Here is a 15472-nt window from a genome sequence, read left to right as displayed (position 1 = left end):
CGCCGCGCGCTCCGCGAGCGTCGCGCCGCCGCGACGCGGGCTCGCCGCGCCGCGTGGCGTCCGCGGCTCGCGTTCGCCTCGCTCGCCGTGCTCGTCGCGGCGTCGCTGGCCGTGGCGTGGCCGGCCGGGGATGACGAGGGCACGCGGTTCGCCGCTCCGGTCGCGCCGACCGAGACGGCCCCGGTCGTCGAGGCGCCCCTCGTGCGCCTGACGCAGCAGATCGCGAACGAGCCCGACCCCAAGGGCGACGCGACGCTGGTCGTCCGGACGCAGAAGTACCCGGACGACAAGACGATCCCGGGCTACGACCTCTACCTCGACGACGGCCGGTATTACTACGGCTCGACCAAGGACGAGCTGAAGGCCGCCGCCCTCAACAGCCACTACCACGAGCCGCTGGTGAAGGCCGCGATCAAGGCCCCCGACCTCAGCGCCGACAAGGCGCGGCGTGAGATGGACCTCGCCCTCGGCCAGGGCAACGCGCCCAAGGTCGCGAGGCGGATCGAGGACAACCACGTGTGGGTCGGCTCGATGGACGCGCTGCTCGCCGGCGCCGGACGCAAGGACGTGCGCGCGGGCGTGATGACGCTGCTGGCCACGATCGACACCGTGAAGTCGACCGAGGAGGGCAAGCTGCTCAAGCTCACCGCCACGGACTTCGGCGGCGGCTACGCCGAGAACCTCTACGTCGACGCGGAGACCGGCGTCCCGCAGAAGTTCGTCGGCGGCGAGGCCGGCAAGGAGCCGAGCGTGACGATCGACTACGACGTCAAGCGCGTGACGGCTGCTAACTGGGCCGACGCGGCGGCAACGGACGACGCCGGTCAAGCGCCGGCCGTGGATGAGGGTCGTCCGGCAGAGGGGACTCCGGCTCCTCCGGCGAAGCGCCCGTAGCGTCCTCACGGGCAGTGCGCGCGGCGTCGTCGGCCGCGCGCGCCACGTCCTCCGAGCGCCCGACGGCGAAGAAGACGAGCGATACCGCAATCACCGCCGCGATCCCGACGAGCGATAGCGCGACGCCCTCGCCGACCGTGCTGTCGCCCCACAGCACCCACACGACGATGCCCGTGACGATCATCGTCAGGGCGGCTGCGACCCAAGTGCGCATGGCTTGAGCATAATCGGCCGCATGTCCGAGCCGGCGTGGTGGCAGCGGGGCGCCATCTACCAGATCTATCCGCGGTCGTTCGCGGACTCCAACGGCGACGGGGTGGGGGACCTGAAGGGCATCACCTCCAGGCTCGACCACCTCGCCGACCTGAAGGTCGAGGGCATCTGGCTGAGCCCGATCTTCACGTCGCCGATGGCCGACTTCGGCTACGACGTCGCCGACTACTGCGACGTCGACCCGGTCTTCGGCACGCTCGCGGACCTGGACGAGCTCGTCGCCGAGGCGCACGCCCGCGACATCAAGCTCATCCTCGACTGGGTCCCGAACCACAGCTCGAATCAGCATCCGTGGTTCCTGGAGTCCCGCAGCTCGCGCGAGAACCCCAAGCGCGACTGGTACGTCTGGCGCGACGAGCCCAACGACTGGCAGTCGGTCTTCACCGCGTGCGGCCCGGCCTGGACGCTGGACGAGACCACGGGCCAGTACTACCTGCACAGCTTCATGCCCGAGCAGCCCGACCTGAACTGGGACAACCCCGAGGTCGAGGCCGCGATGCACGACGTGATCCGCTTCTGGATGGATCGCGGCGTCGACGGGCTCAGGCTCGACGCCATCCCGCGGATCGCCAAGGACCCGCTCCTGCGCGACCAGGCCGGCGCCGCCCGCGCCCACAACGAGGACTGGGACACGATCCACGACCGCCTGCGCGGCATCCGCAAGGTCGTCGACGAGTACGAGGACCGGATGATCGTGGGGGAGGTCGCGCTGCAGGACCTGCACCGCGTCGTCGCCTACCTGCAGTACGGCAACCAGCTGCACCTCGCGCACAACTTCGTCTTCATCGACCAGGACTGGGGCGCGGAGGCCTACGCCACCGCGATCGACGACTTCGAGAAGCTGGCGGAGGACACCGCCTGGCCCGCGTGGTTCCTCGCCAACCACGACAAGGGTCGCCCGCGAACGCGCTTCGACCACGACGGCCTCGGCGCCCAGCGCGCCCGCGCGATCCTCGTGATGCTCTACGCGCTCAAGGGCACGCCGTTCATCTACCAGGGCGAGGAGCTCGGGCTGCCGGACGCGCAGATCCCGCCCGACCGCGTCGTCGACGTCGACGGCCGCGACCCCGAGCGCGCGCCCATCCCGTGGACGTCGCACGCACCGGGCTTCGGCTTCACGACCGCCGACAGCGCATGGCTGCCGTTCATCGACGACGCCGCGACGCTGAACGTCGAGACCCAGGCGGCCGACCCGCAGTCGACGTTGAACCTGACGAAGGCGCTCGCCCGGCTGCGGATCACGGGCGAGCAGCGGATGCTCGACCTCGGCCCGGGCATCGTCGCCTGGACGCGCGAGGACACCTACCTGGTCGCGGTCAACGGCACGGACCAGACGCTTCCGCTCGACGCGACCGGGACGCTCGTCATCAGCAGCGACCCGACCACGACGGAGGCGAGCGCCTCGCTGAAGCCCAGCGAGGCGCTCATCCTGCGACTCCTACGCTGAGAGGCTCTCGCCCGAGTCGGCGTCGAAGAAGTGCAGCTTGGTGGCGTCGACCCAGACCTCGGTCGGCTCGTCCACCTTCACCTTGGACTCGGCGTCGAGGCGCGCCACGACGACGCTGGAGCCCTCCTCGCTGAGGTCCTGGATGCCGCCCGAGTCGGCCAGCAGGTCGTCGACCTGGGCCGACTGGAGCGAGTCCGCGCGCACCGTGAAGTGCACGTAGTACTCGGCGCCCATCGCCTCGACGAGGTCGAACTTCGTCTTGAACGTCGTGCCACGGTCCCGCTGGTCGGGACCGACGTGCGCGGCGTCCTCGAAGTCCTCCGGGCGCACGCCCGCGATCAGCTTCTTGTTCGAGTCGATGCGGCCGATCCGGTCGGCGAGCTCCTGCGGCAACTTGACGTCGACCATCGGCAGCTTCGCGACGCCGTTGTCGATCGTCGCCGGCAGGAAGTTCATGCCCGGTGACCCGATGAAGCCGGCCACGAACAGGTTCTTGGGCGTGTTGTAGAGCTCCATCGGCGAAGCCACCTGCTGGAGCTCGCCGTGCAGCATGATCGCCACGCGGTCGCCCAGCGTCATGGCCTCGGTCTGGTCGTGGGTGACGTAGACCGTGGTGGTGTTCAGGCGGTGCTGGATCCGCGCCACCTCGGCGCGCATCTGCACGCGCAGCTTCGCGTCCAGGTTGGACAGCGGCTCGTCCATCAGGAACGCCTTCGGGTTGCGCACGATCGCGCGTCCCATGGCCACGCGCTGGCGCTGGCCGCCGGACAGGTTCGCCGGCTTGCGCTCCAGGTGGTTCTGCAGGTCGAGGATCTCGGCCGCCTCGTTGACCTTGGCGTCGATCTCCTCCTTCGGCCGCTTCGCCAGCTTCAGGGCGAACGCGATGTTGTCGCGCACGGTCATGTGCGGGTACAGCGCGTAGGACTGGAACACCATCGCGATGTCCCGGTCGCGCGGCGCCTTCTTGTTGACCACCTCGCCGCCGATCCGCAGCTCGCCGCTCGAGATGTCCTCGAGCCCGGCGATCATGTTCAGCGCGGTCGACTTCCCGCAGCCCGAGGGGCCGACGAGGATCATGAACTCGCCGTCGGCGATCTCCAGGTTCAGGTCCTTCACGGCCGTGTAGCCGTCCGAGTACGTCTTGCTGACGCGATCGAGAACGATGTCTGCCATCTAGCTCGCCTCCTCTAACCCTTGACCGCACCGGCGGTGAGGCCGGAGACGATGCGCCGCTGGAAGATCAGGACCATGATCAGGATCGGGATCGTCACGACCACGGCGCCGGCCGCGATCGCTCCCGAGGGATCGGTGAACTGCGAGGCGCCGCGGAAGAACGACAGCGCCACCGGGGCCGTGCGGGCCGAGTCCGTCGCGGTCAGCACGTTCGCGAACAGGAAGTCGTTCCACGCCGTGATGAACGCGAGGATGCCCGCGGTGAACACGCCCGGCATGGCCAGCGGCAGGATGACCCGCCGGAAGGCCTGCGCGCCCGTCGCGCCGTCCATCTGCGCCGCTTTCTCGAGGTCCCACGGGATCTCTCTGAAGAACGCCGACAGCGTGTAGATCGACAACGGGAGCGCGAACGACAGGTACGGCAGGATCAGGCCGGGCCACGTGTCGTACAGGCCGACGACGCGCCAGACGTTGAACAGGCCGCCCACGATCGAGATCTGCGGGAACATCGAGATCGCCAGCGCGCCGGCGAGGATGATCGTCTTGCCCGGGAACTGCAGGCGCGTGATCGCGTAGGCCGCCATCGCCGCGAGCGCGAGCGCCAGGACGGTCGTGATCATCGCGATGCCGATCGAGTTGAACAGCGCCCGGTTGAAGCCGAGGCCGCCCTCGAACACCGCGCTGTAGTTCTCCCACGTCCAGTCGGACGGGAGGAACCGCGTGTCGCCGATCGTCGCCGGCGCCTTGAAGGACAGCGACATGATCCAGATCACCGGGATCAGCGCGTAGAACAGCACCACCACGGTGCCGAGCGCCCAGAGGATCTTCTGATTGCGCGTGTATTCCATGGCCGGTTACCTCCTCTCCGGGCTCGCGCCCAGGAAGCGGAAGAAGATGAACGCGATGATCATCACGCAGAAGAAGATCAGGATCGAGATCGCCGATCCGAGGCCCAGGTTGAGCCGGCTGACGAGCTGGTTGTAGCCGAGCACGGACAGCGTGTCGGTGTTGTTCGCGCCGCGCGTGATGATGAACGCGGCGTCGTAGATGCGGAACGCGTCGAGGGTGCGGAACAGCACGGCGACCATCAGGGCCGGCTTGATCAGCGGCAGCGTGATCTTCACGAACCGCTGCCAGGCGCTCGCGCCGTCCATCTTCGCGGCCTTGTAGAGGTCCTCGGGGACGAGCGCCAATCCGCCCAGGAGCAGCAGGGCGATGAACGGCGTCGTCTTCCAGACCTCGGCCATGATGATCACGGCCATCGAGCCCCAGTGCGACGTCAGCGGTGGCGGCTCGAGGTTGAACAGGTCGACCGCGAAGCCCGTCGCCGGGTCGAACGCCAGGCGCCACGCGAACGCGGCGACCACGGTCACCGCGCCGTACGGCACGAGCACCGAGGCGCGGATCGCGGTGCGGGCGAAGATCGCCCGGTACATCGCCTGCGCGATCAGCATGCCGAGGATGAGCTCGAGCACGACCGAGACGACGGTGATGAACACCGTGTTGCCGAACGCGTTCCACCACGTCGTCGACGTCAGCACCGTCGAGTAGTTGGACAGGCCGACGAACTCGCCGGCGTCGGGGAAGCGCAGGTCCTCACGCCGCAGCGAGAGGTAGAACGCGTAGATGATCGGGAAGCCCGCGACGAGCAGCATCGTCAGCACCGCGGGCGCGCACAGGATCCAGCCGAGCTTGCGCTCGGCCTTCGCGCGGTCGGTCAGCCCCTCGCTCGCGGCAGGGGGCGGGCTGGTCGCGGGGGCGGCGATCTGGGCCATCAGTACATCCCCCCGTCCGCGACCGTGTTGAGGTAGTCCTTGAGCTTGTCGATCGACTTCTGGGGGTCGACCGAGGCGGGCGGATGCATCGCCTGCTGGATCGCGAGCGTCACGTCCGAGTACGACGGGGTCGCGGGCCGCGTGACCGAGTCGGCGAGCTGCTCACGCAGCATGTCGCCGAACGGGTACGCCTTCTTGACCTCGGGGTCGTCGTAGGTCGCGTTGACGACGGGCGGCAGGCCTTCCTTGATGGCCTCCTGCGCCTGCCACTTGTCGCTCGTCATGCACAGCGCGGCGTCGGCCGCAAGCTTCGGGTCCTTGCCCGTCTTGGCCACGCCGATGTTCGCGCCGCCGATCGAGACCTTGCTCGGCTCGCCCTTGTTGACGGTCGGGAAGCGCGCCCAGGCCATGTTGTCGAAGACCTTCTTGGCGACCGGGTTGCCGGCCTCGGCCGCGTCACGCGCGGAGGCGTAGACGAACGGCCAGTTGAGCATGAAGGCGCCCTTGCCGGCCTCGAACGCGAGCCGCTCCTGGTCCTCCTGCATCGTGGACAGCGAGGCGTCCACACGGCCGGAGTTCGCGACGTCGCGGATGATCTGCGCGGCCTTCACGGCCGGCTCACCGAGCACGGGGCGGCCTTCCTCGTTGACGATCTCGCCACCGGCGGACGCGACGACGTTGTTGAACCAGACGACGTAGCCCTCGTACTTGTTGCCCTGCTCGAGGATGTTCCCCTCGCCGGGCGGAAGCTTCTTGGCCATCGCGATCAGCTCGTCCCACGTCTCGGGCGGGGTCGGCACCAGGTCCTTGCGGTACCAGAGCAGCTGCACGTTCGTGTTCAGCGGGACCGCGTAGACCTTGTCCTTCCACTGGACGGACTCGGCCGGGCCCTGCAGGACGTCCTTGAGCGCGTCCTCCTTCTGAGCGCCGGTGAACTCGTACAGCCATCCGGCCTCCGCGAACTCCGGGGTCCAGATCGTGTCCATGTTCATCAGGTCGATCGACTTGTCGCCGGCGGCCAGGCGCCGGACGAGCAGCTCACGCGACGCGTCGGCGTTGGTCGAGAGCGGTGTGATCTCGATCGTGTACTTGCCGCCCGACTGCGCGCTGCATTCCTTCGCCGCAGCGACGTTCGTCCCACCCGGGTCCAAGCCCGAGAGGAACGTCAGCTTCACCGGTCCGCCATCGGAGCCTCCGCACCCCGCGACGACGACGGCGCAGGTGACGGCCACCACAGCCATCACTGCCGTTCCCGCACGCCTCATGTCTCTCCTCTCCCCCAAGACGGCGGAGGAGCCTCCGCCGTCGATACGACGAGGTTTCAGCAGCCTCTCTCGCTGCCCCCTACTGCTACGCGAGGGGTGTTACCCCTCAGATGTGACATTCGCAACTTGCTTCGTACGAACCGGTGCTCCCCATACACCCGAACGGGTTATGAACGTCATGTAATCAGCCCGTGAAACTGGGCGCGCCGTACCGCTTCGGTGCGGTTGTGGGCGTCGAGCTTGCGATACGCGCTGCTTGCGTGCTGCTTGATGGTGTTCGGGGAAAGCTTGAGGTCCAGGGCGATCTGGTCGTTGGTCTCGCCGCGGGCGATCATCGTCAGCACCTGCTCCTCGCGGACCGTGAGCTGCGGGATGTCACCGCTCAGCTCCGGTGGTGCCAGGCCAAGGCCCAGGCCGGCGAGCCGCACGGCGGCGACGATGTCCTCGATGCCCCAGGACTTGGAGACGAAGCCGCAGGCGCGCACGGTCTGCAGCAGCCGGGCCGGAACGGACGGGCGCTCGGTCATGACGACGAGCCGGCTCGTGGGGGAGGCCTGGCGCAGGTCGTGGAACTCGCCTTCGCCCTCCGCGAGCGAGCCGTCGACGAGGATCACGTGCGGCGTGTAGTGCGCGGCGAGCCGGCTGGCCTGGGCGAGGTCGTTCGCCTGCAGGCAGCGCTCCACCCACGGCTGCTGGGTCAGCGCGCTGCGCAGGCCCCAGGTGATGAGCTCGTGCGGGTCCACCGCGAGCAATCGCACGCTGGCTCCCGCCGTCATCGCCTCCTCACCACCGTCACGCCTCCTCCGATGTAACCGGTTTCATCAGACTCCATCAGCGCGCGGGATCGTTGTCAAGCACATGACCTCGCGTTCCTGCCCGAGCGCCTTTAGGCTCCTGGGCCGATGGGGACGACTCGGGGCCGCGGCCCCACGATTCGCGATGTGGCAAGGCAGGCCGGCGTCAGCGCGGCCACGGTCTCCCGCGTGCTCAACGACAGCCCGCTCGTGGTCGAGCCCACTCGCGCGCGCGTGCGCGCGGCCGTGGATGAGCTGGGCTACCGGCTCAACGCGACGGCCCGGACGCTGTCCCTGGGGCGGGCGACGGCCGTGGGCGTCGTGGTGCCGTTCTTCACCACGCACTCGGTGATCGAGCGCCTGCGCGGCGTGGTCGCGCGGCTCTCGGGCGGCGGCCAGCGCGCGTACGACCTGCTGCTGTACGACGTCGAGGCGCCCGAGCAGCGCGCGGACGCCATGCGCGACCTCGCCGACCGCAACCGGGTCGCCGGGCTGCTGATCGTCTCGCTGCCGATCTTCGACGACGAGATCGACGCCCTCCAGCGCGACGACCTGCCGGCCGTGCTGCTGGACGTCTCTCATCCGCGACTGCCCGGGGTCGTCGTCGACAACGTTCGCGGCGGCGAGTTGGCCGCCGAGCACCTGCTCGCGAAGGGACATAGCCACATCGGATTCGTGGGTGATCATCCCACCAACGAGTACGGATTCACGTCCTCGGAGGATCGCCGGCGCGGATTCAGCAGTGCGCTTGATCGCGCCGGAATCCGGCTCGATCCGTCGATGGAGCGCTACGGCGTTCCGGACCGTGACGAGGCCGACGTGCTGACCCGTTCGCTGCTCCAGCAACCCGCTCCGCCGACGGCGATCTTCGCCGCGTCCGACCTGCAGGCGATCGGCGTCCTGCGGGCGTGCGAGGCGCTCGGCGCGCGGGTCCCCGACGACGTGGCGGTGATCGGCTTCGACGACGTGGACCTGGCGGAGATCGTGGGGCTGACCACGATCCACCAGCCTCTGCGCGAGAGCGGCGAGCTCGCGGCCGACCTGCTGGTCGCGGCGATCGAGCACGGCGTCCACGACCCCGTGCAGGAGGTGCAGGAGCTCACGGTGGTCGAGCGCCGCACTACATGAACCTGGACGAGCTGCTGGCCCCCGCGGGCTGGCTGTACGCGTCGTCCGGGACCGGGCGCTTCCACTGCCTGTTCGGCCGCGACTCGCTGATCACGGCGCTGCAGCTGCTGCCCTCGCGGCCGTCGATCGCCCGGGCGACCTTGGACGCGCTCGCCGCGTGTCAGGGCTTCCGCCACGATCCGCTCACGCTCGAGGAGCCGGGCAAGATCGGCCACGAGTTCCGGGCTTCGCCGCCGCCCTCGTTCGTGGAGGCCGGGTGGCCGCTCGACGGTCCGTTCGCCTACTACGGCAGCGCGGACGCGTCCTGCTGGTTCCTCGTGCTGAGCGCCGCGGTGGGGGAGTGGGGCGAGCCGGCGCGGGCGGCCGCGGACTGGCTGGCCCGGACCCTTGACGCGGGCGGCGGTCTGCTCCGGCATTCGCCGGGCGAGTTCGGCCTGGCCCAGCAGGGCTGGCGTGACACGATCGACGCGGCGGGGGACGAGAACGGCGGCGGCTTCCTGCGCGCGGACGGCACGAACCCGGCGCCGCCGCTGGCGGACATCGACACGCAGGCCGTGGCGGTCGCCGCACTGCGCGCCGTGCACGGGCTGACGGGCGACGTCGAGTGGTCGCGCCGCCTGGACGCGCTGCGCGGCCGGCTGTCCGCGCTGCCGGTCGAGACGATGGCGATCGAGGCCGGGCCCGCCGACGTGCCGCGGGCGGGCGCCACGTCGCCGGTCTGCGAGGGCGGCCTCGCCGCGTCCGCCGCGTCTGCCGCGTCTGCCGCGTCTGCCGCGCCGACGGCCGTCCCGCCGCGCGACGTCGTCGTGCCCGGCGCCGGCTCCCAACTCGGCTGGCTCCTGTGGGCGGACGCCGTCCACGACCCGGCGCCGCTCGCCGAGCGGCTGTGCGCGCCGGACATCCTCACCGGCTTCGGCCTGCGCACGCTCGCGAGCACCGATCCGAACTTCTCCGCCCACGCCTATCACCGCGGGTCGGTGTGGCCGTTCGACTCCTGGCTCGGCTGGGGCGGCCTGCGCGCCGCGGGCTACACGGCCGAGGCCGAGCGCGTGCGGACCGGCGTCCTGTCGGCGCTCGACCGGCTGGGCAGCCCGCACGAGCTGTACGCGGTCACCGAGGACGGCGTCGCGCCGATCGCGAGCTCCAACGCCGTGCAGGCCTGGACCGTCGGCGCCCGCGCCGCCCTCGAGCAGGGCTGGGACGGCCGATGACCGCCCAACACACGCTCACGAACGGCATCCCGACCTGGTGGGCGGAGAGCGCCGGCCCGTTCGCGGCCGCGCTGCACTTCCGGGTCGGCACCGCGGACGAGCCGCTGCCGCTCGCCGGCGTCACCCACCTGATCCAGCACCTCGTCACCGGCGCCGCCGAGCAGGAGCATCACGCGTGGGTGGACGCGACCCACTGCATCTTCTTCGCCGAGGGCGAGCGCGCGGACGTGCTCGACTACCTGCGCCGCGTCGGAACGGCGCTCGCCGCGCCGGACCTGCGTGACCTCGAGGACGAGCGGCGCGCGCTGTACGCCGAGGGCCTCGACCGCGAGCCGACGCTGCGCGCCCGCATGCTGATCGCCCGCTACGGGCTCGACGGTTACGGCCTCGGCGACGACGAGGAGTACGGGCTGCGGTGGATCGGCGAGGAGGAGGTCCGCGCGTGGTGGGCCGCGCACTTCACGCGTGGCAACGCGGGGTTGTGGATGCTCGGCGAGCCGCCGTCCGACCTCGGCTTCGCGCTGCCGGACGGCCCGCGCGTCCCGCCACCCGTCCCGAATCCGCTCCCGGCCGCGCTGCCCGCCTTCATGGCCGACGGCACGGGCGGTGTGGTCCTCACGGGGATCGTGCCGCGCACGGCGGCGACGGTCGCGCTGGACATCGCCGCGGCGCGCCTGCCCGGCGCGCACGCCGATGTCCTGCCGGTCGGCTCCGACCACGCGCACCTGCTGCTCGGGCTCGAAGGGGAGGACGAGGACGCGCCGGAGCTGCTCGACGCGCTGTGGTCGACGCTCCACGCGCTGGCCGAGCACGGGCCGACCGACGAGGAGCTCGCGGCCGTGCCGGCCACCGTCTCGCTCGGTCGCCACGTGATCGACGAGCTCGACGGCCGCACGGACCCGGACGCGCCCACTGACTCCGCGGCCGTCACCGCGGTCATGCGCGCGTGGCTCGATCAGGCGATCCTGCTCGGCCCGGACGGCTCGCACGCGCCGGAGGGCCTGGCCAACTACGTCCCGCCGCCGACGACGGAGCCCCTCGACGGCGAGCGCTTCCTGCGCCCGCGCCCCGGCCGACTCAAGCGCCGCGAGGACGGCGAGCTGTGGATCGGCGAGCGCGCGGTCGGCGTGCGCGACGAGGAGCCGATCGCCTGGGCCGACGTCGTGGCGGGCGAGCAGTACCCGGACGCATCGCTGCGGCTGATCGCGCGCGACGGGCGGTTCCTCGACCTCGACCCGCTCGAGTGGGAGGACGGCGAGCGCGCGACGCGGCTCGCCCGCGAGAAAGTGGGCCGGGAGCGGCTCATCCCGGCCCGCATTTAGGCCAGTCCGCGTCCGCAAGGGCCTCTATCGTCTCTTGGCGATGCCGCCTTTCAAGCTTGACGCCGTCTACTCGCCGACTGCCGATCAGCCGAAGGCGATCGAAGCCCTGGCGAAGGGCATCGAGCGCGGCGACAACGGCATGACGCTGCTCGGCGCCACCGGCACGGGCAAGACGATGACGATGGCCGCGACGATCGAGGCCGTCCAGCGCCCGGCGCTGATCATGGCGCACAACAAGACGCTCGCGGCGCAGCTCTGCAACGAGTTCCGCACGTACTTCCCGACGAACTCCGTCGAGTACTTCGTCTCCTACTACGACTACTACCAGCCTGAGGCGTACGTCCCGTCGCGAGACCTGTACATCGAGAAGGACTCGGCGATCAACCAGGAGATCGACCGCCTGCGGCACGCCGCGACGGCCTCCCTGTTCGCGCGCCGCGACGTGATCATCGTCGCGTCCGTCTCGTGCATCTTCGGCCTCGGCTCGCCGGAGACCTACAACGAGAACTGCCAGGTCATCGTCAAGGGCGACTACGTGGACCGCGACGAGCTCCTGCGCAAGCTCGTGCACCTGCAGTACAACCGCAACGACACGGCGCTCGGCCGTGGCACGTTCCGCGTGCGCGGGGACACGCTGGAGGTCTTCCCGGCCTACGAGGAGACGGCGTTCCGCGCGCTGCTGTTCGGCGACGAGGTCGAGCGGCTGCAGCACTTCGACCCGCTGACGGGCGAGATCATCAAGGACGACCTCGAGCACGTCGCGATCTGGCCGGCCACGCACTACAACGTCAAGGAAGGCACGATGGAGCGCGCCGTGGCCGAGATCGGTCACGAGCTCAACGAGCGCTGCAAGACGCTCGAGGCCGAGGGCAAGCTCCTGGAGTCGCACCGCCTGCGCCAGCGCACGCAGTACGACATGGAGATGCTCAAGGAGGTCGGGTTCTGCTCGGGCATCGAGAACTACTCGCGCATCCTCGATGGCCGGATGCCGGGCTCACGCCCCTACTGCCTCATCGACTACTTCCCCAAGGACTTCGTCTGCTTCATCGACGAGTCGCACCAGACCGTGCCGCAGGTCGGCGCGATGTTCGAGGGCGACCGCTCGCGCAAGACGACGCTCGTGGACTACGGCTTCCGCTTGCCGAGCGCGATGGACAACCGGCCGCAGACGTTCGACGAGTGGCTCTCGATCACGCCGCAGATCGTGTACGTGAGCGCCACGCCGGGTCCGTACGAGCGTGAGCACTCGCAGACGATCGTCGAGCAGATCGTCCGCCCGACCGGCATCGTGGACCCGGAGATCGACGTCCGCGAGACCAAGAACCAGATCGACGACCTGATGGGCGAGGTCCGGATGCGCGTCGACAAGAACGAGCGCGTGCTCGTGACGACGCTGACCAAGAAGATGTCCGAGGACCTCACGGACTACCTGCTCGAGATGGGCTTCCGCGTGCGCTACCTGCACTCGGAGGTGGACACGCTGGAGCGGATCCAGATCATCCGCCAGCTGCGACTCGGCGAGTACGACGTGCTCGTCGGCGTCAACCTGCTCCGCGAGGGTCTCGATCTGCCCGAGGTGACCCTGGTGGCGATCCTCGACGCCGACAAGGAGGGCTTCCTCCGCGGCGAGACGTCGCTCATCCAGACGATCGGCCGCGCCGCCCGCAACATCGAGGGCAAGGTCATCATGTACGCGGACAAGGAAACCGCGGCCATGCAGAAGGCGATCTCGGAGACCGACCGCCGCCGCGCCATCCAGGTCGCCTACAACGAGAAGCACGGCATCACGCCGGAGACGATCGTCAAGGGCATCTCGGACATCACCGAGTTCCTCACCTCCAGCGAGTCCAAGGTCCCCAAGAAGCGCCGCCGCCGGGGCGAGAAGCAGACCGACATGTCGGTCAACGAGATCGAGAAGATGATGCGCGAGCTCGAGGAGGAGATGCTCGCCGCCGCCGAGGAGCTGCGCTTCGAGTACGCCGCGAAGCTCCGCGACGAGATCCGCGACCTCCGCCGCGACTACGACGCTGCCACTGCGCCGGCCGACTGATTTCGAGTGGGTCTGGACCGCGTACGCGGTCTCGATCTTCGGCACGTTCCTCGCGTTCGACGCGTTCCCGCTGATCGCGATCCTCGTGCTGGACGCCGGCCCGGCCGCGGTCTCCGCACTGGCGGCCGCGGGGCTGGCGGCGGGCGCGCTGGTGGCGATCCCGCTCGGCCCGTGGGTCGAGTTCCGGCGCAAGCGGCCGGTGATGATCGGCATGGACCTCGTGCGCTTCGCGGCGCTCTGCAGCGTGCCGGTCGCGATCTGGACGGGCTGGCTGACGTTCGTGCAACTGCTCGTGGTGTCGGTGATCGTCGCCGCGAGCGGGATCGCGTTCCGCGCGGCGAGCGGGGCCTACCTGAAGCGGCTCGTCCCGCCTGACGAGCTGCTGCGCGCGAACGCCCGCTTCGAGTCGACCACGTGGACGGCCACCGTGCTCGGCCCGCCGCTGGGCGGTGCCGCGATCGGCGTCCTCGGCCCCGCGATCACCGTCGTGGCGAACGCGGCGAGCTTCCTGCTGTCGGCGCTGAGCCTGGGCGCGATCCGTGGGGGAGAGCCGCGTCCGGCGCCCCGCGCGACCCCGCGGCTCGGTGACATCGCCGAGGGCTGGCGGTTCATCCTCGGCCACGCCGAGCTGCGCCCGCTGTTCCTGAACACCGTCCTGGTGAACGCGCTGATCATGGCCACCGCGCCGCTGATGGCCGTGCTGATGCTCGGCGAGCTCGGCTTCTCGCCGTTCCTGTACGCGGTCGCGTTCGGCGTGCCGTGCGTGGGCGGGATCGTCGGCGCCCGGCTCGCGCGGCGCTGGGCGAGCCAGCGCGCGCTGATCGTCTCCGGCACGCTGCGCGCCTGCTGCTCGCTCCCGCTCGCGTTCGTCATGTCCGGCGCGCCCGGCCTCGCGCTCGTGCTCGTCACCCAGTTCGCACTGCTCGTCGCGATCGGCGTCTTCAACCCGCTCTACGCGACGCGCCGGCTGCAGCTCACGCCCGACGACCGCGTCTCTCGCACGCTCGCGGCCTGGACGATCACGAGCAACCTGACGACCGCGGCGCTCACCGCGAGCTGGGGCGTGCTCGCCCACCTGACGAGCCTGCGCTTCGCGATCGGCGCCGCCGGCGTGCTGATGCTGCTCACCCCGCTGCTGCTCGTCGCACGGCGTCGCGCACCCATGCCGTCGCCGGCGGTAGCTGCGCCTCGTCAGCTCCATTGACGGCGACGACGAGCCGGGCCCCGTGGCCCGTCCCGTCACTCAGGCTGAGCAACACGTTCGGCACGTCGAGGGACAGCTCGCGCAGTCGCTCCCACGCGGTCGCGGCCGGGACGACCAGCTGGCGCTCGATCCGCACGCTCCAGCCCGCGTCGCCGCGAATGACGACCGGCTCAGAGATCCCGAACCGGTCCACCAGCTCCTCGTGCCGCGCCTCGCGCCGGTCGGGCTCCGGCAGCGGCCGGTCGTCGAGCACGGCCAGCAGCACGAGCAGGCAGCCTTCCCAGCCGCTGGCGAAGCTCGCCGCTCCGCCGCGATCGTCGAACGCGTGGGTGAGGACGAACACGGTGCCGTCGCCGTCCGCGCGCAACGCGAACTCCAGCTGGTTCCCGCCCCACGTGAACACGAGCCGATGCGGCGGCTCCACCTCGAGCACCTCGCCCGTGTCGTCCCCGTAGTCGACGACGCCTCCCGCACGCAGCTCGAACGTCGCCGGGACCGGGAACCATGCGGCGAGGCCTTCCGGCGACGTCACCGCCTTCCAGACGGCCTCGATCGGATGCGCGTAGCGGCGCTCGACGCGCACCGCCGGCCGCGCGCCGTCGGTCAAGTACACGGGTTCGGTCATGACGAAGCCTCCTCGTCCAGGTGCCGGCCGAGCCGATCCAGCCGGTCCTCCCACATCCAGCGGTACGGGTCGAGCCAGTCCGCGAGCTCCTTCAGCGGCTCGGCGCGGAGCTCGTACCAGCGCCGCTGCGCGTCGGGGCGGACGGTCACGAACCCGGCGTCCCGCAGCACCCGCAGGTGCTTGGACGTGATCGGCTGGCTCAGCCCGAGCGCCCCGGAGAGCTCGCCCACCGAGCTCGGGCCGCCACGGAGCTGCTCGATGATGTCGCGCCGCGCGGGCAGCGACAGCACCTCGAAGGTCGACAACATGCG

The 15472-nt window shown here is 70.3% G+C and carries 14 protein-coding genes and 1 pseudogene; 8 read left to right on the top strand and 7 right to left on the bottom strand.

The window, feature by feature from the left end; all coding sequences use genetic code 11:
* The 3 genes and pseudogenes from OJ997_RS20435 to OJ997_RS20425 all read left to right on the top strand — a co-directional run.
* A pseudogene (locus OJ997_RS20435) lies at positions 1–894 on the top strand (hypothetical protein); the annotation flags it as partial.
* Between the two features lie 14 nt (positions 895–908).
* Positions 909–1115, top strand: a complete 207-nt coding sequence (locus tag OJ997_RS20430) for a hypothetical protein (RefSeq protein WP_270027073.1) — start codon at positions 909–911, stop codon at positions 1113–1115.
* Positions 1116–1129: 14 nt separating this feature from the next.
* Positions 1130–2614, top strand: a complete 1485-nt coding sequence (locus OJ997_RS20425; protein ID WP_270027071.1) for an alpha-amylase family glycosyl hydrolase — start codon at positions 1130–1132, stop codon at positions 2612–2614.
* On the opposite strand, the gene OJ997_RS20420 is transcribed toward OJ997_RS20425, so the two are convergent.
* The 5 genes from OJ997_RS20420 to OJ997_RS20400 all read right to left on the bottom strand — a co-directional run bounded on the left by OJ997_RS20420 (position 2606) and on the right by OJ997_RS20400 (position 7603).
* A complete protein-coding gene (locus OJ997_RS20420; RefSeq protein WP_270027070.1) occupies positions 2606–3787 on the bottom strand; it encodes an ABC transporter ATP-binding protein in 1182 nt (393 codons plus the stop codon). The genes OJ997_RS20425 and OJ997_RS20420 overlap by 9 nt on opposite strands.
* A gap of 14 nt (positions 3788–3801) precedes the next feature.
* A complete protein-coding gene (locus OJ997_RS20415) occupies positions 3802–4635 on the bottom strand; it encodes a carbohydrate ABC transporter permease (RefSeq protein WP_270027069.1) in 834 nt (277 codons plus the stop codon).
* Between the two features lie 6 nt (positions 4636–4641).
* Complete coding sequence (locus tag OJ997_RS20410) at positions 4642–5562, bottom strand: carbohydrate ABC transporter permease (protein ID WP_270027068.1); 921 nt, start codon at positions 5560–5562, stop codon at positions 4642–4644.
* A complete protein-coding gene (locus tag OJ997_RS20405; protein ID WP_270027067.1) occupies positions 5562–6737 on the bottom strand; it encodes an ABC transporter substrate-binding protein in 1176 nt (391 codons plus the stop codon). The genes OJ997_RS20410 and OJ997_RS20405 overlap by 1 nt, the downstream gene beginning before the upstream one ends.
* A gap of 266 nt (positions 6738–7003) precedes the next feature.
* Positions 7004–7603, bottom strand: coding sequence for a response regulator transcription factor (locus OJ997_RS20400; RefSeq protein WP_270027066.1), 600 nt, complete (start codon positions 7601–7603; stop codon positions 7004–7006).
* A 165-nt stretch (positions 7604–7768) separates the two neighbouring features.
* On the opposite strand from OJ997_RS20400, the gene OJ997_RS20395 reads away from it, so the two are divergent.
* From OJ997_RS20395 to OJ997_RS20375, 5 genes are read left to right on the top strand one after another with little or no spacing between them, the layout of a single operon-like run.
* Positions 7769–8749, top strand: coding sequence for a LacI family DNA-binding transcriptional regulator (locus OJ997_RS20395; RefSeq protein ID WP_270027065.1), 981 nt, complete (start codon positions 7769–7771; stop codon positions 8747–8749).
* The gene (locus OJ997_RS20390; RefSeq protein WP_270027064.1) at positions 8746–9960 is read left to right on the top strand and encodes an amylo-alpha-1,6-glucosidase; all 1215 of its coding nucleotides are present in this window, start codon (positions 8746–8748) and stop codon (positions 9958–9960) included. Before OJ997_RS20395 ends, OJ997_RS20390 begins: the two co-directional genes overlap by 4 nt.
* Entirely contained in the window at positions 9957–11282 is a 1326-nt protein-coding gene (locus OJ997_RS20385; RefSeq protein ID WP_270027062.1) for a peptidase M16 family protein, read from the top strand. Before OJ997_RS20390 ends, OJ997_RS20385 begins: the two co-directional genes overlap by 4 nt.
* 40 nt (positions 11283–11322) lie before the next feature.
* On the top strand, positions 11323–13332 hold the full coding sequence (gene uvrB, locus OJ997_RS20380; protein WP_270027061.1) for an excinuclease ABC subunit UvrB: 2010 nt from the start codon (positions 11323–11325) through the stop codon (positions 13330–13332).
* On the top strand, positions 13310–14536 hold the full coding sequence (locus OJ997_RS20375) for an MFS transporter (protein ID WP_308213580.1): 1227 nt from the start codon (positions 13310–13312) through the stop codon (positions 14534–14536). The genes uvrB and OJ997_RS20375 overlap by 23 nt, the downstream gene beginning before the upstream one ends.
* Here OJ997_RS20375 and OJ997_RS20370 read toward each other — a convergent pair.
* Together OJ997_RS20370 and OJ997_RS20365 are read right to left on the bottom strand one after the other, a co-directional pair.
* Positions 14457–15161, bottom strand: a complete 705-nt coding sequence (locus tag OJ997_RS20370; protein ID WP_270027060.1) for an SRPBCC domain-containing protein — start codon at positions 15159–15161, stop codon at positions 14457–14459. The two genes, OJ997_RS20375 and OJ997_RS20370, sit on opposite strands and share 80 nt — an antisense overlap.
* Complete coding sequence (locus tag OJ997_RS20365; RefSeq protein ID WP_270027059.1) at positions 15158–15469, bottom strand: ArsR/SmtB family transcription factor; 312 nt, start codon at positions 15467–15469, stop codon at positions 15158–15160. The genes OJ997_RS20370 and OJ997_RS20365 overlap by 4 nt, the downstream gene beginning before the upstream one ends.
* Positions 15470–15472 lie beyond the last annotated feature (3 nt).

Origin of the sequence: Solirubrobacter phytolaccae, assembly GCF_027587195.1 — a bacterium.
GTDB lineage: Bacteria > Actinomycetota > Thermoleophilia > Solirubrobacterales > Solirubrobacteraceae > Solirubrobacter > Solirubrobacter phytolaccae.
This window is presented reverse-complemented; position numbering and strand designations above follow the sequence as displayed.